Source organism: Sphingopyxis sp. H053, assembly GCF_001468225.1.
In the GTDB taxonomy this organism is placed as follows: Bacteria; Pseudomonadota; Alphaproteobacteria; order Sphingomonadales; family Sphingomonadaceae; genus Sphingopyxis.
Genome location: NZ_LNRU01000006.1, coordinates 233,674 through 249,951 on the forward strand (window position 1 = coordinate 233,674; position 16,278 = coordinate 249,951).

The window sequence follows — 16,278 nt, forward strand, 5'->3', positions numbered from 1 at the left end:
CACAGGGAGGATCTCAATAAGCGACGTCGACGGCGATCCGGAGCGTGCGCGGGCGGAGCGGCGTGAGGAAGCCCTCATTCCCCTCAAGGAACGGCGTTCCGAGCGAAAAGCGATTGCCGCGCGAATCGAAGAGATTGGTGAGCGTCAGCGACAGGCCGCGTCGTTCGTTGCCAACGCGCATCGCAACCCCGGTATCGACATAGTCGCCCTGACTTTCGCCGAGTACCGGCCCGATACCGAGCCGCGACGGGCCGATATAATTGGCCCAGCCGTTCACGCGGAAATCCTCGTCACCGATGACGGTGGCGTAATTGACCGACCCGCGCACCGCATGGCTCGCGACATTGGGAATGCGTCCGAGGCGGCCCGGCGCGGCGTCGAACACCGGCAGGATCTGCGGCGCGAGATCGTCGACCCGGCTATGATTGTAAACCGCGCCGAGTTCGAAGGTCAGCGCGCTCGTCGGCCGCATCGCGACTGCCCCCGACACGCTGGTAATGCGGCCGTCGCCGATATTGGCGGTCGTCGGGAAGCCCGTGCTGTCGATGAAATCGGCCTGGATATTGCGCCAGCGGCTGTGCGAAATCGAAATGCTGGCGTCGAGCAGGCTCTGCCCCTTGTCGCCGAAGCGCATGCCGGCTTCCCATGTGCGGACCTGGTCGTTGAGGAAACGCCGCACGAAATTGCCGTCGACCGCGAGCCCGCCAGGACGAAAACCTTCCTGATAGCGCGCATAGAGCCGGACATTGTGGAGCGGCGTCGCGAGCAGCGAGAAGGACGGCAGCAAATCGGTTTCTTTACGCGATGCGGTCGCCGCACGGTTGGCCTGCGCGAGGGCATGGGAGACGCCCTCGGCCGCGCCGCCCAGTTTGGCGTGCGACAGGCGAACGCCGCCCGATGCGATCAGGTCGGGCATCACCTCGACGGTCGCCTCGGCATAGCCGGTGAATTCGGTGATCTTGTTGGTCACGCCGGGCAGGGTCGCACGAAGCGGGCCATAGCCATATTCGCGGTCCTGCCGCGCGCGATTGTCGATAAAGCTCGCGCCGATCACCCAGCCGAGGCCGTCGCGATACGGGCGCGACAGGCGGTTTTCGCTGACGAACATGCGCGTCGCATTATGCTGGTCGAGCACGCGCGGAACATCGTTCAGCGGAATGACCTGGACCGGCGCGAACAGGCGCTCGACATCGACGCTTCCAACCGAAGGCGGCGCGGGAACGCCGCCGCTGGACATATCGGTCCCTTGCCGCGCTTCGGGCAGACTGGCGTCGAAGCGTTCGAACAGCCGGTGATCGATATAGGCGTTGGACGACTGGAAATGCAGATCGTCCCAGTCCTTCATCACGACGACGGTGCCCATGCCATAGCGCGCGGTCGCATTCTGCTCGACCATCGAATTACGGGTGAGCGGCGCGCCATCCTTGTCGGCATATTGCGCGTCGTCGGAGGTGATCGCCTGATAGACGCCGCCCAGGTCGACCGTCCAGTCGTCGCCCGCCTCGAACCGGAAAGTGCCGCGCCCGCCGCGGACATGCACGCGGTTGACGTCGTTCTGCCCGCGCAGCGGATTGTCGATATAGCCGCCGTCGGTGAGCATATAGCCGACGAGGCGCAGCGCGTGCCCGTTGTCGCTGACCGGGATATTGGCGATCGCGGCGATGTCCCCGCCGGGGTCGCCATGCTGGGTGATCGAGACGCCGGCAATCGCCTGCACCGTCATCTCGCGCGGGTCGGGGGCTTTCGGGATGACGCGGATGATCCCGCCGAGCGACCCGGCGCCATAGAGTGTGCCCTGCGGCCCTTCGAGGATTTCGACATTGTCGATGTCGTAGAGGCGCAGGTCCGGGTCGGGCGCATTATAGCTGAGGCGGATATCGCCGAGATACTGGCCGACGGTCGACTGCGTCGGGCCGGTGAAGCTTGAATCGGCTATCCCGCGAATGAACAGCTTGTTGCGCCCCGAACCCAGATGGGTCGAGGACACGGTCGCGGTCCGCGACAGGATCGAATCCATCCCGCGCTCGCCGCCAAACGCCAAATCGCCGCCATCCAGTTTGGTGACGACGCCGGCGAAGTGCGAAAGGGGCAAGTCGGTCTTCGACGCGGTGACGATGATTTCGTCCTGCGCCGCCGCGACCGCATCTTGCGATGGCTCGCGTGCCCTTGGCTGCGGTGCGTGTCGCGGTGCCGGTGCCGCCCGCGCGACACGGGCGGGGGCAGGGCGACGCTCGATGCGCCAGCTCGTCGCGCTGACCCTTACGGCGCGCGCGTCGGACCCCGCCAGCAGGCGGCGGATCGCTTCTTCGACGCTCATCCGCCCGCGCACCGGTTTGACGCGGCCCTGCCACAGTTTCGCATCGCCGACGCTGATGCTGACCCCGGCCTGCCGGCTGATGACGGGCAGCGCGGTCGACAGGCTGCCTTTGGGCACGTCGAACGCGCGTTCCTCCGCCGCCTGCGCCTGCGCGGGCAGGCACAGCGCTATCGCTGCTGCGGCGAGGGAAAGGCGCGGGTGCATGCTCAGCGGGTCAATATCCAGCCATCGCCTTGCCGCTCGGCCTTCGTTCCCGACAGCGCGGCAAGATCGGCGATCGTGCGGTTCCGGTTCTTGTCGATGATCAACGCGCCGCGGAACGACAGATCGCTTGCTTCGGGCGCGATGCTCACTTGCATCCCGGCGGTGCGCCTCAGATCCTCGGCGACGACAGCGAGCGGCGTGCCATTGTAAACGAGCAGGCCGCTACGCCAGCCGCCGATGCTGGCCACATCGACATCCTGGACGACCGGGGGCTGACGGTCGCCATCGCGCGCTTCGATGCCCTTGCCCGCGACGAGGCGGACCTTGTCGCGGTCGGGATTGTAGAGGACGATGCCTTCCGACACTGCGACCGACGTCTGGCGGTCACGGCGCACGACATTGAACGCGGTTCCGAGGTCGACGATCTTTGCGCCGCCCGTTTCGACCACGAACGGATCATCGTCGCGGTGGACGACATGGAACATCGCCTCGCCCGATTCCAGCCGGGCAAAGCGCGGTCGCTCCTTGTCGATCTCGATCACCGAGGCACCGTTGACCTCGATCTTCGAGCCATCGGCCAGCTCTATGGTGCGATGCTCGCCGGCCTTGGTTTCGATCCGGCCTTCGGTTCCGAACAGGCCGAGGCCCGACAGGCTGATCGCGCCGACCAGTGCCGCGGCCATTGCCCCGCCAAACCAGGCGCGCCGCGACGCGCGGCGCGGTGCATCGGGCACAATCACGACCGATGGCTTGGGCGCCGCGGGCAGGGCGTCGAGATCGCGGTCCAGGCTCGCGACCGCGTCGTAGATCGCATTGTGCGCCGGATCCTCGGCAAGCCAGTCGGCAAAACCGTCCCAGTCGTCGAAAGCGGGGTCGCGCTGGCGGATCAGCCAGTCGATGGCGCGCGCTTCGGCGTTTGTCGCGTCAGCTTGCATCGAACTGCCTCCGGATCACGGCGAGCGCCGCATAGACCTTGCGCAGATCGGCTTCGACGGTGCTCAGGCTGACCCCCATTTCACTGGCTATATCGCGTTGGTTCTGGCCGTCGACACGGAACCGGCGGAAGATGCGTGCCGGCCGCTCGCCCGTCGCGGTGATCGATGCTTCAACAAGCGCGAGCTGTTCGCGCGAGATCAACGCGGTTTCGGTCGAAGGGCTTTGCGTGGCGGCGGCTTCGCCCCATGCCTTGTCGCGCAGATCGCTCTGCCGCGCCGACCGATAGCGGTCGAGCATCAGATTGTTCGCGGCGCGCATGATATAGGGCAGGGGGTCGGCGATGGGGCCCGTCTTCCGGTCGGTCAGGCGCATCCATAGGTCCTGGAACAGATCTTCGGCGCCGTCACCCGCGCCGCGCACTTCCAGAAAGCGGACGATACGATCCCGGTTGGCGAGCAATACGCCTTCGATGCCTTGGGCGGCGTCGGTTCGATCACGCGACTCGGTCATGGATTGCTTGCTTTGGAACGCCATCTTCTGTCGGTAAGCGCCGCTTCGCCCTGCGCCATACGTCCCCCTGATGACGCCGTCATATAGCGCCATTGCCCAGCCGCGCAACTGCGGCGGAAAGAGAGGAGCGGTGGCAAGTGCAAGCATCGGTTCGTTCATTCATTTCTCGAGGGTCAGGACCTACCAATTGCATGATCGAGGCGTCGAAATGGCGAAGATATCGGGCTCGAGCGGATGCAGCGGGTAGCATCGCTACCCGCAAGGCCGCGCGGGCCTGAGATCGAAGCCATTTCGGCGTCCCTTCGGGATTTGACCGATTTTGCCCATGGCTTCGTCGGCAAGTCTGGAAATATCGACATATTCCTGCGCCTTGCCTCCTCGCACTGAACAAAATCGTTTCAAACCTCGATCGCGCAACTGGTAGGTCCTGACCCTAGGCAAGGGGGAAGCGTGGGTAGGGGTTACGCTTCCCCCTTGCGGGCGGGGCCGGCCGGGGGGCTAGAGGCCGACCCGCAAGCTCGCACGGAAAGCCCAGCCGATATGGCTTTGCTGTTCTTCCGCGGACACTTCGCCAGCGACCTGGAAGGCCGAATTTCCGGCGATGCCACGGAAACGGCCGACCCAGCCGCTCGTGCGATCATCAGGAACAAGGGTGAAAGGCGTGCCGTTCTTGAACGACGCCGTCGTCGTGCCGAGGGTGCCGCTGACGATCTGGCGGCGGCCGCCTTCGAGTTCGAAACGCGTCCAGCCGTCATATTCGTCGGCGCCGCCAAAATCGAGACCGATGGCGACAGTGCCCGACACGGCAAGCTCGTCGCTGTCGCGGCTCAGCACCGTGAGATCGAGCGCGTCGCCGCCGCCGGTTTCCTGATAGCCGTCTTCCTTCAGCTTGAAGTAATCGACCGCGACCATCGGGCGGAAGCTCAGGCCGCCGACGCGCGTGTCGTAAGCGACCGAACCTGAGGCCGACCACAAAGTGCCGTCCCACTTGCCCTTCATCGTCTTTTCGATGTCCTCGGCGCCGGCTTCAGCGCGGAAGATGCGCGTGCCCTTCAAGCTGATCGGCGCGCCCGAAACACGGGCGCTCGCCATAAAACCGTCCGAACGCAGGCGCCAGTGCAGCGCGCCTTCGAACTGGCTGGTGCTGACTTCATTGGCGTTGCTGCCGTTGCCATCCTTACCGCTGAGGTAAGCGATCGAGCCGCCGAAGTTGCCCAAGTTGCTCTTGATTTCGGCGCCGCCCGAAATGCCCCAGCCGCTGACGTCATAGCTCGCGGTGTTGCCGACGCCTTTCGACGTGCCCCAGACGGCCTGGTTGACCCAATAACCCCATTTGCCCTCGTCCTGGAACGGTGCGTTGGGGTCCTGCAGGTAGCGCGACAGCGCGCGCGAGCCCGAGGTGACGGTTTCGAAGACGCCGCCTTCATGTTCGGGCAGCATCTGGCCAAGCTGGTTGTGGAACTGCTCGCCGTCGGTGATGCCGAGGAAGACGTCCTCGATCTTCTGGTCGGCTACCACCGCGTCGAGCACCGCGTCGAACGCGCTCGATTCCGAGCGGTTGAGCCCGAGTTCGGTCGTGGTCTTGCGCGATACGTCGACGATCAGCTGGGTCGCGTTCGATGTCAGCGTGCCCTTGTAGAGGAAGGGCAGCAACGTCTGCGATGCGGTGAGGTTGCTCGCGCCGGTGAGCGTCCCCGCGGTCAGCACGATATGCTGACCCTCGGCCTTTTCGAGGCTCGACAGCTTGAGCGCGAGCTTCGATTCAGCCCCGAAGCTGGCGTTGCCGCTGACCTGAAGGTTGGTGCCCGTGGTGCCGGTATCGAGCATCACGCCAAGCGTGCCCTTGTCGGTGACGGCGAGCGACGAAATCGTCGCGGCGCCGCCGACGTCAAAGGTGCCGCCAGCGACCGAAACCACCAGACCCTGCGAATTGGCGAGCGTGCCCGAGAAGATCGAGGTGCCGCCGATCGTCAGCGTATCGGCGCCGCCGCCAAAGTCGGCCAGGCCGGTGAACTTCGAGGTGCCGGCCAGCGTCATCGTGTCGCTGCCAGCGCCGAAGCGGGCGTTGCCGGCGTAGGTCGCGTCACCCGACAGCGCGAGCTTGTTGTTGCCGGCGCCGAAGAAGCTGTTTCCCTTTACCGAGCCATCGGCGATATCGAACACATCGTTGCCGCCGCCGAAGCGGACGTCGCCAACGATGCTGGGGGCGGTGATGCCTGCGGCGACCGCGGTCTGCTTGACCGTCGCGCCGTTGTTGTTCGCCGACAGGTCGATCGCGATGTTGCGGTCGGAGGAGGCGAGGGCGCCGGTGGCGCTGATCGTGCCGCTGTTTTCGACCGTGCCGACCTTGCCCGACAGATCGACGATGGCGCGCGCCGTGCCATTGTCGCCGCCGGTCTTGGCGGTGATCGAACCGCTGTTGCGGATCAGCGGGACATCGCCGCCGGCCTCGATCAGCACCGCGGTTGCGACCGCACCCGCGGCGTTGCCGCCGGTCGTCGCTTCGATCTTGCCCGCATTGCGAAGTTCGGGGGTGGTCGCACCGCTGCCGAAGCGGATTGCGGTTGCCGCCGTGTCTTTCGACAATGCCGTCACGCTGCCGGTGGCACCGATGCCGATGCCGCCCGCGATGGTGACCGCACCGCCGAGGCCGCCGATCTGCATGCCGTTGCCGTCCTTGCCGGCGTAGAGGCCGTTGCCGAGCACGGCGCCGTCGATGATGAGGCCGAGACCGGTGCCCGTTCCGGCGACGGGGCCGATTGTGACGGCGCGGTCGGCTGACCCGATGCGGATCGCGGCGGCCGAACCGAAGGAGCGCACGACGGCGTTTCCTTCCTTGTCGTCGTCGATGCCGTCCTTGTCCTCGTCCTTGTCGTCGGGCTTCGTGTCCTTGGGCGCGGCGGCGAGGACGATGCCGCCGGTGACATTGCCTTCGATTGACAGCGCGTTGCCGCCGGTCAGCAGGTCATCGGCGTCGAGCTTCGACGGATCGGCAGGCGGCGTCGTGAAGCGGTAGCCGGTGGCGGTCAGATTGCCCTGGACGACCAGTGCGCCGGTGACGTTGCCGGCAATCCGTGCGCCGATCGCATCGACGCCTTGCGCGCTGATCGTGCCGGCAAGGCGGACGTTGCCCGTCACATCCTGCATCCCGACGCCAAGCGCGCGGTCGCCGATGACGCTGATAGTGCCGTCGTTGGTGAAATTTCCGGTCAGCGGCCCGCCGAGGCGGATGCCCGCCGAATTATTGCCCTCGATCGCAATTGCACCCGAGTTGACGATGTTGCCCGAAAACGCACCGGCGGTCGCGATGCCGACGCGGTTGCTGCCGATAGCGAACGCGCCGTCGATGTCGCCGTCATTGTCGATGTCGGTCGGCGCATAGGTTTCGCCGATGGTGATCTTGCCGCTCGCGCTGTTGGTGATTCCGCCCGACGTGCCGGCATTCGCGAGAATGCCCGTGGCGCCGTCGACGTTGCTGAACTCGATCGTGCCTTCGTTAACGACCTTGTGATTGCTGTCGATGGTGACTGCCGGGCCCGTGACGGTGGGCTTGATCGAACCCGCTGCGACGATCTTGATGTCGTCGGCGGCGCCCGATTTGATCGTCGATGTCCGCACCGGCGCCGTAGTGGCGGTGCTGATCGTCGTCTCGGCATAGGCGGCGGTCGAAATGAGGGTGGCCAGGCAGGTGGAGGCCAGCAAGGTTTTGCGCATCGGGTTCCTCTTGAGATCGGGGCCGGGATGTCTTCCCGGCGACAATCACAAGACGGAGCGGTGTCGGCGCAGCCTTGGAAAAAAATCACCTCAATCGCGCGCGGTCTAAGCGCGGCTAATTCCGTGCGGTCACAATCCACGCCGCGCCGTCGATCTGCACAGACGTCTCGCCAGGGCGTTTAGCGAACGCCGCACGGACAGCTGCCGCCGATTTCGCGCGAATATCTTCGGATTGGTCGGCGAGCGCGCGCGATAGCGGACCCACCTGGAACGCCATGTCGAGTGCATCGTCGATCGCCTCTTCGCGCGTTGCGCCGCGGCCATAGGAAATACTCGTGTCAAAGGGCGTGATGTCGATCGCGGTAAAGCCTGCTGCCGAGAGAATATCCGCGACCTTTTGCCGATCGCCAAAGGCGAAGGGTCCGGGGGCATTCGGATCGGCGGGCACCGGCTGCACGATGTCGCGGATCGCCGCCATCGGCAGCCGCACCCAGTCATTCTCCTGCGCCCCGCGCCAGCACACGAACGCCAGCCGTCCGCCGGGTTTCAGGGCCCGGCGCATATGGGTGAAGGCCGCAACGGGCTCGTCGAAGAACATCACGCCGAAGCGCGAGAAGAGAAGGTCGAACTTTCCTGCGGGCAGCGGGGCGGTCGCGGCATCGGCGCATCGAAATTCGACGGGCGCGCCAGCAGGGGCGGCGGCGCGGGCGATCTCGACGAGCTGTTCCGATATGTCGACGCCAAGGATGTGGCCGCCGGCTCCGACCTGCTCTGCAAGCGGAAAGGTCGAGGTGCCCGATCCGCAACCGATGTCGAGAACCTGTTCGCCGGGCCGCGCATCGGCCGCTGCGATCGCGGCATTGCCGAAGTCCTCGAGCATCACATCCAGCCGCGCCAGGTTCGCGGCCCAGCGTGTTCCGCTGTCGCCGTTCCAGTCATGCGTGGGGACGGTCTCGACATCGGACATGCGCTTGCTCCTTTATTGCGAATAATTCGCAACTACGCCAATCTCCGGCCGAGCGCAAGGCTCGTCCGAATAGCTATGCCCTGTTGCATCGCTCCCGGCCATGCGACATTCCACCGGCAGGACCGGCCGCGTGGGACCGGCAAGGGAGAGTCATGAGCGAACAGATCGTCACGGTGGACATCGGCGGCACGCACGCGCGCTTTGCGATTGCCGAGATCGAAGGCGGGCGCGTTCTGGCGCTCGGCGAGGCGACGACGCTCCATACAAAGGACCATGCAAGTTTCCAAACCGCCTGGCAGGATTTCGAACGTCAGCAGGGCGGAACTTTGCCGCGGGCGGTTGCGATAGCCATCGCGGGGCCGACACGCGGCGAGATCATCCGCTTCACGAACAACCCGTGGATCATCCGCCCGGCTTTGATCAACGAGAAGCTGGGCGTCGATCGATATGCGCTGGTGAATGATTTCGAGGCGGTCGGTCATGCCGTCGCGCAGGCCGACGACAGCTATTTCGAGCGGTTGACGGGTCCTGACGAGCAGCTTCCCGCGACCGGGACGATCACCATCATCGGCCCCGGCACCGGCCTTGGCGTTGCGCATGTCTGGCGCGACGGTGCCGACTATCGCGTCCAGGCGACCGAGGGTGGACATATCGACTTCGCGCCGCTGGACAGCATCGAGGATGCGATCCTCGCGCGGCTGCGCAAACGCCATCGGCGCGTGTCGATCGAACGCATCGTGTCGGGACCGGGAATCGTCGACATCTACGAAACGCTGGCGGCGCTTGAAGGGCGCGCGATCCCGCGGCTCGACGACAAGGCGATCTGGACCAATGCACTGAGCGGCGAGGACAGCTTGGCGGCGGCGGCGGTCGATCGCTTCTGCCTGTCGCTCGGCAGCGTCGCGGGCGACCTTGCATTGGCGCAAGGTGCCGGTGGGGTGGTCGTTGCGGGCGGGCTGGGCTTGCGCATCCGCGACAGTCTGGTGCGTTCGGGTTTCCCCGAACGCTTTATCGAAAAGGGGCGTTTCGAAGGCTTTATGTCCGCGCTGCCGGTAAAGCTCATCACCCATCCACAGCCCGGCCTGTTTGGTGCCGCGGCGGCGTTCGCGCGCCAATACACCTGAATCCGCAAATACCGCTGGCATCGGGCGGCGAAAATCGGCAGCAATGGAACTTCGATTTCTGAAGGATTCCATCGCTCGTGTCCGCCCGTCCCGTCCTCGGCATCATCGCCTGTAACCGGCAGGTCGGCTCCGAATATGCGCAGGCGGTGATGAACCGTTATGCGAAGGCCGCGATGCGCCATGCCGACTGTGCCGCGCTGCTCATTCCGTCGCTTCCGGACTATATGCGCGCCGACGAGATCGTCGGTCGGCTCGACGGCGTTTTGCTCACCGGCTCGCCATCGAACGTCGAGCCGGCACGTTATGGTGAGGAAGATGCAGGGGAGGGGCCGTTCGATCCCGATCGCGATCGGATGATGCGCGATCTGGTCGAGGCGGTGATCGCGGCGCAGAGGCCGTTATTCGGCATTTGCCGCGGGTTCCAGGACATCAATGTCGCGCTCGGCGGGACGCTGCGCCGCGACACCGCGACGAACGGCGAACTGCTGCGCCACCATACGCCTGACGGGACATTGTTCGATGCGATGTTCGATCATCGGCATCATGTTGACCTCGTCGATGGCGGCATGCTGGCGTCGGCCTATCGGGCGGAATCGCTCGATGTGAATTCGGTCCATTATCAGGGCATCGGACGGCTCGCCGACGGCTTGTCGGTCGAGGCGCGTGCGCCCGACGGACTGGTCGAGGCTTTCAGCGCGCGGCCGAACGGCGCACCCTTGCTGGCAGTCCAGTGGCACCCCGAATGGGCGGTCGACGGCAATGAAGAGAGCCAGACCTATTTCCGCCTGCTCGGACAGGCGCTGCGGGGCGAGCTATGAACCGGCGCGTCACCCGTTACGATCGCTATCTCGCGCGGCTCTGCTTCTCTCCCTGACCTGGATTCCCCTCCCCAAAAGGGAGGGGTTAGGGGTGGGTGGCTCGCCAAAGGCGAGCGCTCTTCCCTTCGACGTTCTCGGCGCTTCGCGCCTACCCACCCCCGACCCCTCCCTATGAGGGAGGGGAGATCAGGATCAGAAATATGCCCCGCAATCACGACATCGCCGAACTGCGCCGCCTCGACGTCGCGCACCATCTTCCAGCACAAGCCGACTGGGCCGAGATCGAAAAACTTGGCGGCAGCCGCATCATCACGCACGCCGAGGGCTGTTATATCCACGATGGCGACGGGCACCGCATCCTCGACGGGATGGCCGGCCTGTGGTGCGTCAACGTCGGTTACGGCCGCGAGGAGCTGGTCGAGTCGGCAGCGGCGCAGATGCGCGAGCTGCCTTTCTACAACACCTTCTTCAAGACCGCGACGCCGCCGACGGTGACGCTTGCCGCGAAGATCGCGAGCCTGACCGGCAATCGCCTGCCGCACATCTTCTTCAATGCCTCGGGCAGCGAAGCGAACGACACGGTGTTCCGCATGGTTCGCCATTATTGGAAGCTGAAGGGCGAACCCAAACGCACCGTCTTCATCAGCCGCTGGAACGCCTATCACGGCTCGACCGTCGCGGGGGTTTCGCTCGGCGGGATGAAGGCGATGCACGTGCAGGGCGACCTGCCGATCCCGGGCGTCGAGCATGTCCGCCAGCCCTATGCCTTCAATGAAGGGCATGGGATGACCGAGGAGGAATTCTGCGACGCTTGCGTCCAGGCGATCGAGGACAAGATCCTCGAGGTCGGCCCCGAAAATTGCGCCGCCTTCATCGGTGAGCCCGTGCAGGGTGCCGGCGGCGTGATCATCCCGCCCAAAGGCTATTGGCCCAAGGTCGAGGCGGTGGCGCGCAAATATGGCCTGCTCGTCGTCGCCGACGAGGTGATCTGCGGGTTCGGGCGCACCGGCAAGATGTGGGGGCATGAGACGATGGGCTTCACCCCCGACCTGATGCCGATGGCGAAGGGGCTGTCGTCGGGTTACCTGCCGATTTCGGCGACCGCGGTCGCGGCGCATGTCGTCGAAGTGCTCAAGACCGGCGGCGATTTCGTCCACGGCTTCACCTATTCGGGCCATCCGGTCGCCGCGGCGGTGGCGCTCAAGAATATCGAGATCATCGAGCGCGAAGGCCTCGTCGAGCGCTCGGGCAGCATCACCGGCCCGCATCTCGCGAAGGCGCTCGCGACGCTGAACGATCATCCGCTCGTCGGTGAAGCGCGCTCGATCGGGCTGCTCGGTGCGGTCGAGATCGTCGCCGACAAGGCAACCCGCGCACGGTTCGGCGGCGCAGAGGGAACGGCGGGGCCGATGGCGCGCGATGCGTGCATTGCCAACAGGCTGATGGTGCGCGGCATCCGCGACAGCCTGGTCATGTGCCCGCCCCTGATCATTTCGACCGAGCAGATCGACGAGATGGTTGCCATCATCCGCAAATCTCTCGATGAGGTGCTGCCGAAACTCCGCGCGCTCTAAACAGGAAAGACCAAGACCTTATGCCCTCCGGCCTTTTTGCCCTGCTCGACGATATTGCGACGATCGCCAAGGTCGCCGCCGCGAGCATCGACGATATCGGCGCTGCGGCGTCGAAGGCCGGGGTCAAGGCCGCGGGCGTGGTGGTCGACGATACCGCGGTAACGCCGCGTTACGTCACCGGCTTCACCCCCGACCGCGAACTGCCGATCATCTGGCGGATCACCAAGGGGTCGATCTTCAACAAGCTGGTGCTGATCCTGCCGGCGCTGCTGCTCTTGTCGACGTTCGTTCCATGGGCGATCACCCCGCTGCTCATGATCGGCGGCGCCTATCTTTGCTTCGAAGGCGCCGAAAAAGTGCTGCACTCGCTGCAGAAGGACAAGACGAGCCTCGCCGAAGACGCAGCGATCGTTGCCGACCAGGATCATGAAGAGGCGATGGTGAAGGGGGCGGTGCGCACCGACTTCATCCTGTCGGCCGAGATCATGGTGATCGCGCTCAACGAAGTGCTCGACGAGCATTTCGCGATGCGCGCTGCGACGCTCGCGGTGGTTGCGATCGCGATCACCATCGCGGTTTACGGCGTCGTCGGGCTGATCGTGAAGATGGACGACATCGGCCTGCATATGGCGAAAGAGGGCAATGCAGCGCGGCGGTCGATCGGGCGCGGGCTGGTTGCTTTTATGCCGAAGCTGCTGGCGGCGCTCGCGCTGATCGGCACCGCGGCGATGCTATGGGTCGGCGGCCAGATTTTCATTCACGGCCTCGACGAATATCACATCGGCAACATCGGGCATGGGCTCCACGATTTCGCGCATGCGGTGGCGGGGAACCTGCCGGGCGCGGGCGTTTGGGAGTGGCTGATCAATGCGGGCGGCGCAGGCGTGTTCGGGCTGCTGCTCGGCGGCGTGATCGTCGGCCTGCTGCACTTGTTGCCGGGCAAGAAGGCCCATTGACCTCGTCATCCCGGACTTGATCCGGGATCCATTGCGGCGCCGAAGTCATGGGCCGCGGATCAAGTCCGGGGTGACGAAAGTGGAATCCGTTCCCGAACGAGCCTTAAAGCCACAAAAGCCCCGCATGGAGACACTGCATTTGTGTCCTTTGTGGTTTTAAGGCCGGGTAAGCCCCGTTTGGCAAAGCGAAATATGAACGGGTAGAAAGAGCCGAAGCGAGAGGCTCTCACACGACCGCAATGTAGGAAAGCTTCTTTTGCCGAGCGCGTCAGCCAAGCAACACCACCGGACTATCCGCGCGCCAGTGCATGCTCACCTTGTCGCCCCAGGTGAAATCCTCCTGGTCGTGGCGCGACAGGTTCGGGCGGGATACGCGCAGGCACGCACCCGATTCCAGCTCGATCTCGAACAGGGTGATGTCGCCGAGATAGCTCATCCCTTTGATCTTGCCGCGCGCAAAATTATAACCGTCGGGCGCGTCCTGCGCCGCGGCCTTGACCGCCTTGCCCTCGCCGGGAACGTGGAGGTAGATTTTCTCGGGGCGTAGCGCGATCCACACATCGGCGCCGTGCGGGCCGGTGACGCCGTGGTTGAGGTAGACCTTGCCCAGCCCCGGACAATCGACCGCGGCCTTGTCCGGATCGTCGAGGGTCAGCTTGCCCTCGAAGATGTTCACCGATCCGACGAAATCGGCGACGAAGCGGTTGGCGGGATATTCGTAGAGGTCCGACGGCGTCGCGAGTTGCGCGACCTCGCCCTTGTTAATCACCCCGATACGGCACGCCATAGAGAGCGCTTCGTCCTGATCGTGGGTGACGGTGACAAAGGTGATGCCAACCTTTTCCTGCAGATCGCTGAGTTCGAACTGCATCTGTGCACGCAGCTTGGCATCGAGCGCCGATAGCGGTTCGTCGAGCAGCAGCACTTTCGGCCGCATCACCAGGCTGCGCGCGAGCGCGACGCGCTGGCGCTGGCCGCCCGACATCTGGTCGGGCATCCGCGTTTCGAACCCGCCGAGCTTGACCAGCTCGAGCGCCTCGGCGACGCGGTCCTTGATCTCGCCGCCCTTCACGCCCGCAATCTTCAGGCCATAGGCGACATTGTCGGCAACACTCATGTGCGGGAACACGGCATAGCTCTGGAACACCATGTTCACCGGGCGCTTGTTCGGCGGGATGCCCGCCATATCATGCCCGTCGATCAATATCTTGCCCTCGGACGGCAGCTCGAACCCTGCGATCATCCGCAGCAGCGTCGTCTTGCCGCACCCCGACGGGCCAAGCAGCACAAAGAATTCGCCGGCATTGATGTCGAGGGTGACATTGTCGACCGCTGTCACCTTGCCAAAGCGTTTCGAGACGTTCTGGATCTGGATGATCGGGCGTGCGGTTTCGGTCATGGTCAGTGGGTTTCCGCAATGGCTTTCACGCCCTGAAGCTTGAGCGCGACGAAGGTCAGGGCGACGGTGAGGAGAATGAGCAGCGTCGAGGCGGCGTTGACCTCGGGCGTCACCGAAAAGCGGACCATCGAATAGACTTTCACCGGGAAGGTGATCGTGTCGGGGCCGCTGGTGAAATAGGTGATCACGAAATCGTCGAGGCTCAATGTGAAGGAGAGAAGCGCGCCGGCAACAAGCGCGGGTTTGATGTGCGGGATCAGCACGTCGCGGAACACCTGCCATTCGCTCGCGCCGAGATCCTTGGCCGCTTCCTCCTGCTCGCGGTTGAAGGTCGCGAGCCGCGAGCGCACGACCATCGTCACGAAGGGGAAGCAAAAGGTGATGTGCGCGATGGTGATCGCGCCGAGGTTGAACGGCCAGATGAGGTCGGTTGGCCAGTTCACCGCGGCGAAAAACATCAGGAAGGCGACGCCGAGGCATATTTCGGGGACGATGATCGGCAGCGAGATCGTGCCGTCGATCGCGCTTTTGAGCGGGAAGCGGAAGCGCCACAGCATCACCGCGGCGACCGCGCCGAGAACGAGACTGACGATCGTTGCGAGCGCCGCGATGGTCAGCGAGTTGAGCAAAGCCTCGACGAGCTGGTCATTGCCCATCGCTTTCTCGTAATATTTGGTCGTGAAACCGCGCCACACGACGTTGCGCTTGCTGTCGTTGAAACTGAAGATCACCAGCACGACGAGCGGCGCATAGAGGAAGATCATCACCGCGCCGACCCAGAGGCGCATCCACAAGGTACGGCTATATTCGAGCGGCGCTACGGGCGTGCGGGCGAAGAGCGCCATCAGCGAACCTCGGGCACTTTTTTGCGCATCGACTGGATCGCGATCAGCGCGAACATCGCATAGATGAGCAGGAAGGAGAGGGCGGCGCCGAATGGCCAGTCGTTCGCTTTCTTGAACTGGCGTTCGATGACGTTGGCGATCATCTGGCTGTCGGTCCCGCCCATCAGGTCGGGCGTTAGGTATGCGCCGAGCGCGGGTATCAGCGTGATCATCACGCCCGCGACGATGCCCGGTGCGGCGAGCGGCACGACGATGCGCATGATCGTGCGGAAATGCCCGGCACCGAGATCGAGGCTCGCCTCGATCAGGCTGCGGTCAAGCCGGTCGAGCGCGGCGTAGAGCGGCAGGACCATGAAGGGCAGGTGGACATAGACGAGCCCGAAGACGACCGCGAAATTGTTGAAGAGCAGCTGCACCGGCTCCCATGTCGGGAGCGGCTGGAGCCCGACGAGCGTCTTGATCCAGCTCGTCCCTTCCCACAGCGCGCCGAGCCCCTTGTTCGCGAACCCCTGCGTCCCGAGGAGCATCATGAGCGCGTAAGTGCGGATGAGGAGGTTCGTCCAGAAGGGCAGCATGATGCCGAGCAGCAGCCACGGCCGCCATTTCTCGCTGGCGAACGTGATCGCCATTGCAACGGGAAAGCCGATGATCAGGCAGATTAGGGTGACGAGCGCCGCAACCGCGAAGCTCTTGCCGAAAATGGTCAGGTACAGCCATTCGGTCGCGCGCTTGTAATTGTCGAGCGTCCCCGAAATGTCGATTTCGGTCAGCCCCTTATTCTCGCCGAAGCTGTAGAGCCAGACGATCGCCATGGGCACGAGGAAGAAGAGGATGATCCAGAACAGCGTCGGTAGCGATACCGCTGCAAAGACCCCTTTGTTCGTTTTCCAGTCCTGTTCGGCCATCCCCCGATG

The 16,278-nt window shown here is 64.5% G+C and carries 12 protein-coding genes; 4 read left to right on the forward strand and 8 right to left on the reverse strand.

Annotation, left to right across the window (positions count from 1 at the left end; translation table 11 throughout):
- Positions 1–13: 13 nt before the first annotated feature.
- The 5 genes from ATE70_RS13590 to ATE70_RS13610 form a co-directional block, all read right to left on the reverse strand.
- Positions 14–2,521 (reverse strand): TonB-dependent receptor domain-containing protein, encoded by a 2,508-nt coding sequence (locus ATE70_RS13590; protein WP_058538427.1) that lies wholly within the window; start codon positions 2,519–2,521, stop codon positions 14–16.
- Between the two features lie 2 nt (positions 2,522–2,523).
- Positions 2,524–3,456: a FecR family protein gene (locus tag ATE70_RS13595; RefSeq protein ID WP_058538428.1), complete on the reverse strand. Its 933-nt coding sequence runs from the start codon at positions 3,454–3,456 to the stop codon at positions 2,524–2,526.
- Positions 3,446–3,967, reverse strand: coding sequence for a sigma-70 family RNA polymerase sigma factor (locus ATE70_RS13600; protein ID WP_058538612.1), 522 nt, complete (start codon positions 3,965–3,967; stop codon positions 3,446–3,448). The genes ATE70_RS13595 and ATE70_RS13600 overlap by 11 nt, the downstream gene beginning before the upstream one ends.
- A gap of 498 nt (positions 3,968–4,465) precedes the next feature.
- The gene (locus ATE70_RS13605) at positions 4,466–7,681 is read right to left on the reverse strand and encodes an autotransporter domain-containing protein (protein WP_058538429.1); all 3,216 of its coding nucleotides are present in this window, start codon (positions 7,679–7,681) and stop codon (positions 4,466–4,468) included.
- A 115-nt stretch (positions 7,682–7,796) separates the two neighbouring features.
- Positions 7,797–8,648 (reverse strand): class I SAM-dependent methyltransferase, encoded by an 852-nt coding sequence (locus ATE70_RS13610; RefSeq protein WP_058538430.1) that lies wholly within the window; start codon positions 8,646–8,648, stop codon positions 7,797–7,799.
- Positions 8,649–8,800: 152 nt separating this feature from the next.
- On the opposite strand from ATE70_RS13610, the gene glk reads away from it, so the two are divergent.
- The 4 genes from glk to ATE70_RS13630 all read left to right on the forward strand — a co-directional run bounded on the left by glk (position 8,801) and on the right by ATE70_RS13630 (position 13,120).
- A complete protein-coding gene (glk, locus tag ATE70_RS13615) occupies positions 8,801–9,772 on the forward strand; it encodes a glucokinase (protein ID WP_058538431.1) in 972 nt (323 codons plus the stop codon).
- Positions 9,773–9,849: 77 nt separating this feature from the next.
- Positions 9,850–10,590 carry a gamma-glutamyl-gamma-aminobutyrate hydrolase family protein gene (locus ATE70_RS13620; RefSeq protein ID WP_058538432.1) on the forward strand — a complete coding sequence of 247 codons (741 nt, stop codon included), beginning with the start codon at positions 9,850–9,852 and terminating at the stop codon, positions 10,588–10,590.
- Between the two features lie 200 nt (positions 10,591–10,790).
- A complete protein-coding gene (locus ATE70_RS13625; protein ID WP_058538433.1) occupies positions 10,791–12,164 on the forward strand; it encodes an aspartate aminotransferase family protein in 1,374 nt (457 codons plus the stop codon).
- 20 nt (positions 12,165–12,184) lie between these two features.
- Positions 12,185–13,120, forward strand: coding sequence for a DUF808 domain-containing protein (locus ATE70_RS13630; protein ID WP_058538434.1), 936 nt, complete (start codon positions 12,185–12,187; stop codon positions 13,118–13,120).
- Between the two features lie 268 nt (positions 13,121–13,388).
- Here the strand turns inward: ATE70_RS13630 and ATE70_RS13635 are convergent, their stop codons facing one another.
- From ATE70_RS13635 to ATE70_RS13645, 3 genes are read right to left on the reverse strand one after another with little or no spacing between them, the layout of a single operon-like run.
- Positions 13,389–14,519 carry an ABC transporter ATP-binding protein gene (locus ATE70_RS13635; RefSeq protein WP_058538435.1) on the reverse strand — a complete coding sequence of 377 codons (1,131 nt, stop codon included), beginning with the start codon at positions 14,517–14,519 and terminating at the stop codon, positions 13,389–13,391.
- Positions 14,520–14,521: 2 nt separating this feature from the next.
- Positions 14,522–15,364, reverse strand: coding sequence for an ABC transporter permease (locus tag ATE70_RS13640; protein ID WP_058538436.1), 843 nt, complete (start codon positions 15,362–15,364; stop codon positions 14,522–14,524).
- Complete coding sequence (locus ATE70_RS13645) at positions 15,364–16,269, reverse strand: ABC transporter permease (RefSeq protein ID WP_058538437.1); 906 nt, start codon at positions 16,267–16,269, stop codon at positions 15,364–15,366. The genes ATE70_RS13640 and ATE70_RS13645 overlap by 1 nt, the downstream gene beginning before the upstream one ends.
- Positions 16,270–16,278 lie beyond the last annotated feature (9 nt).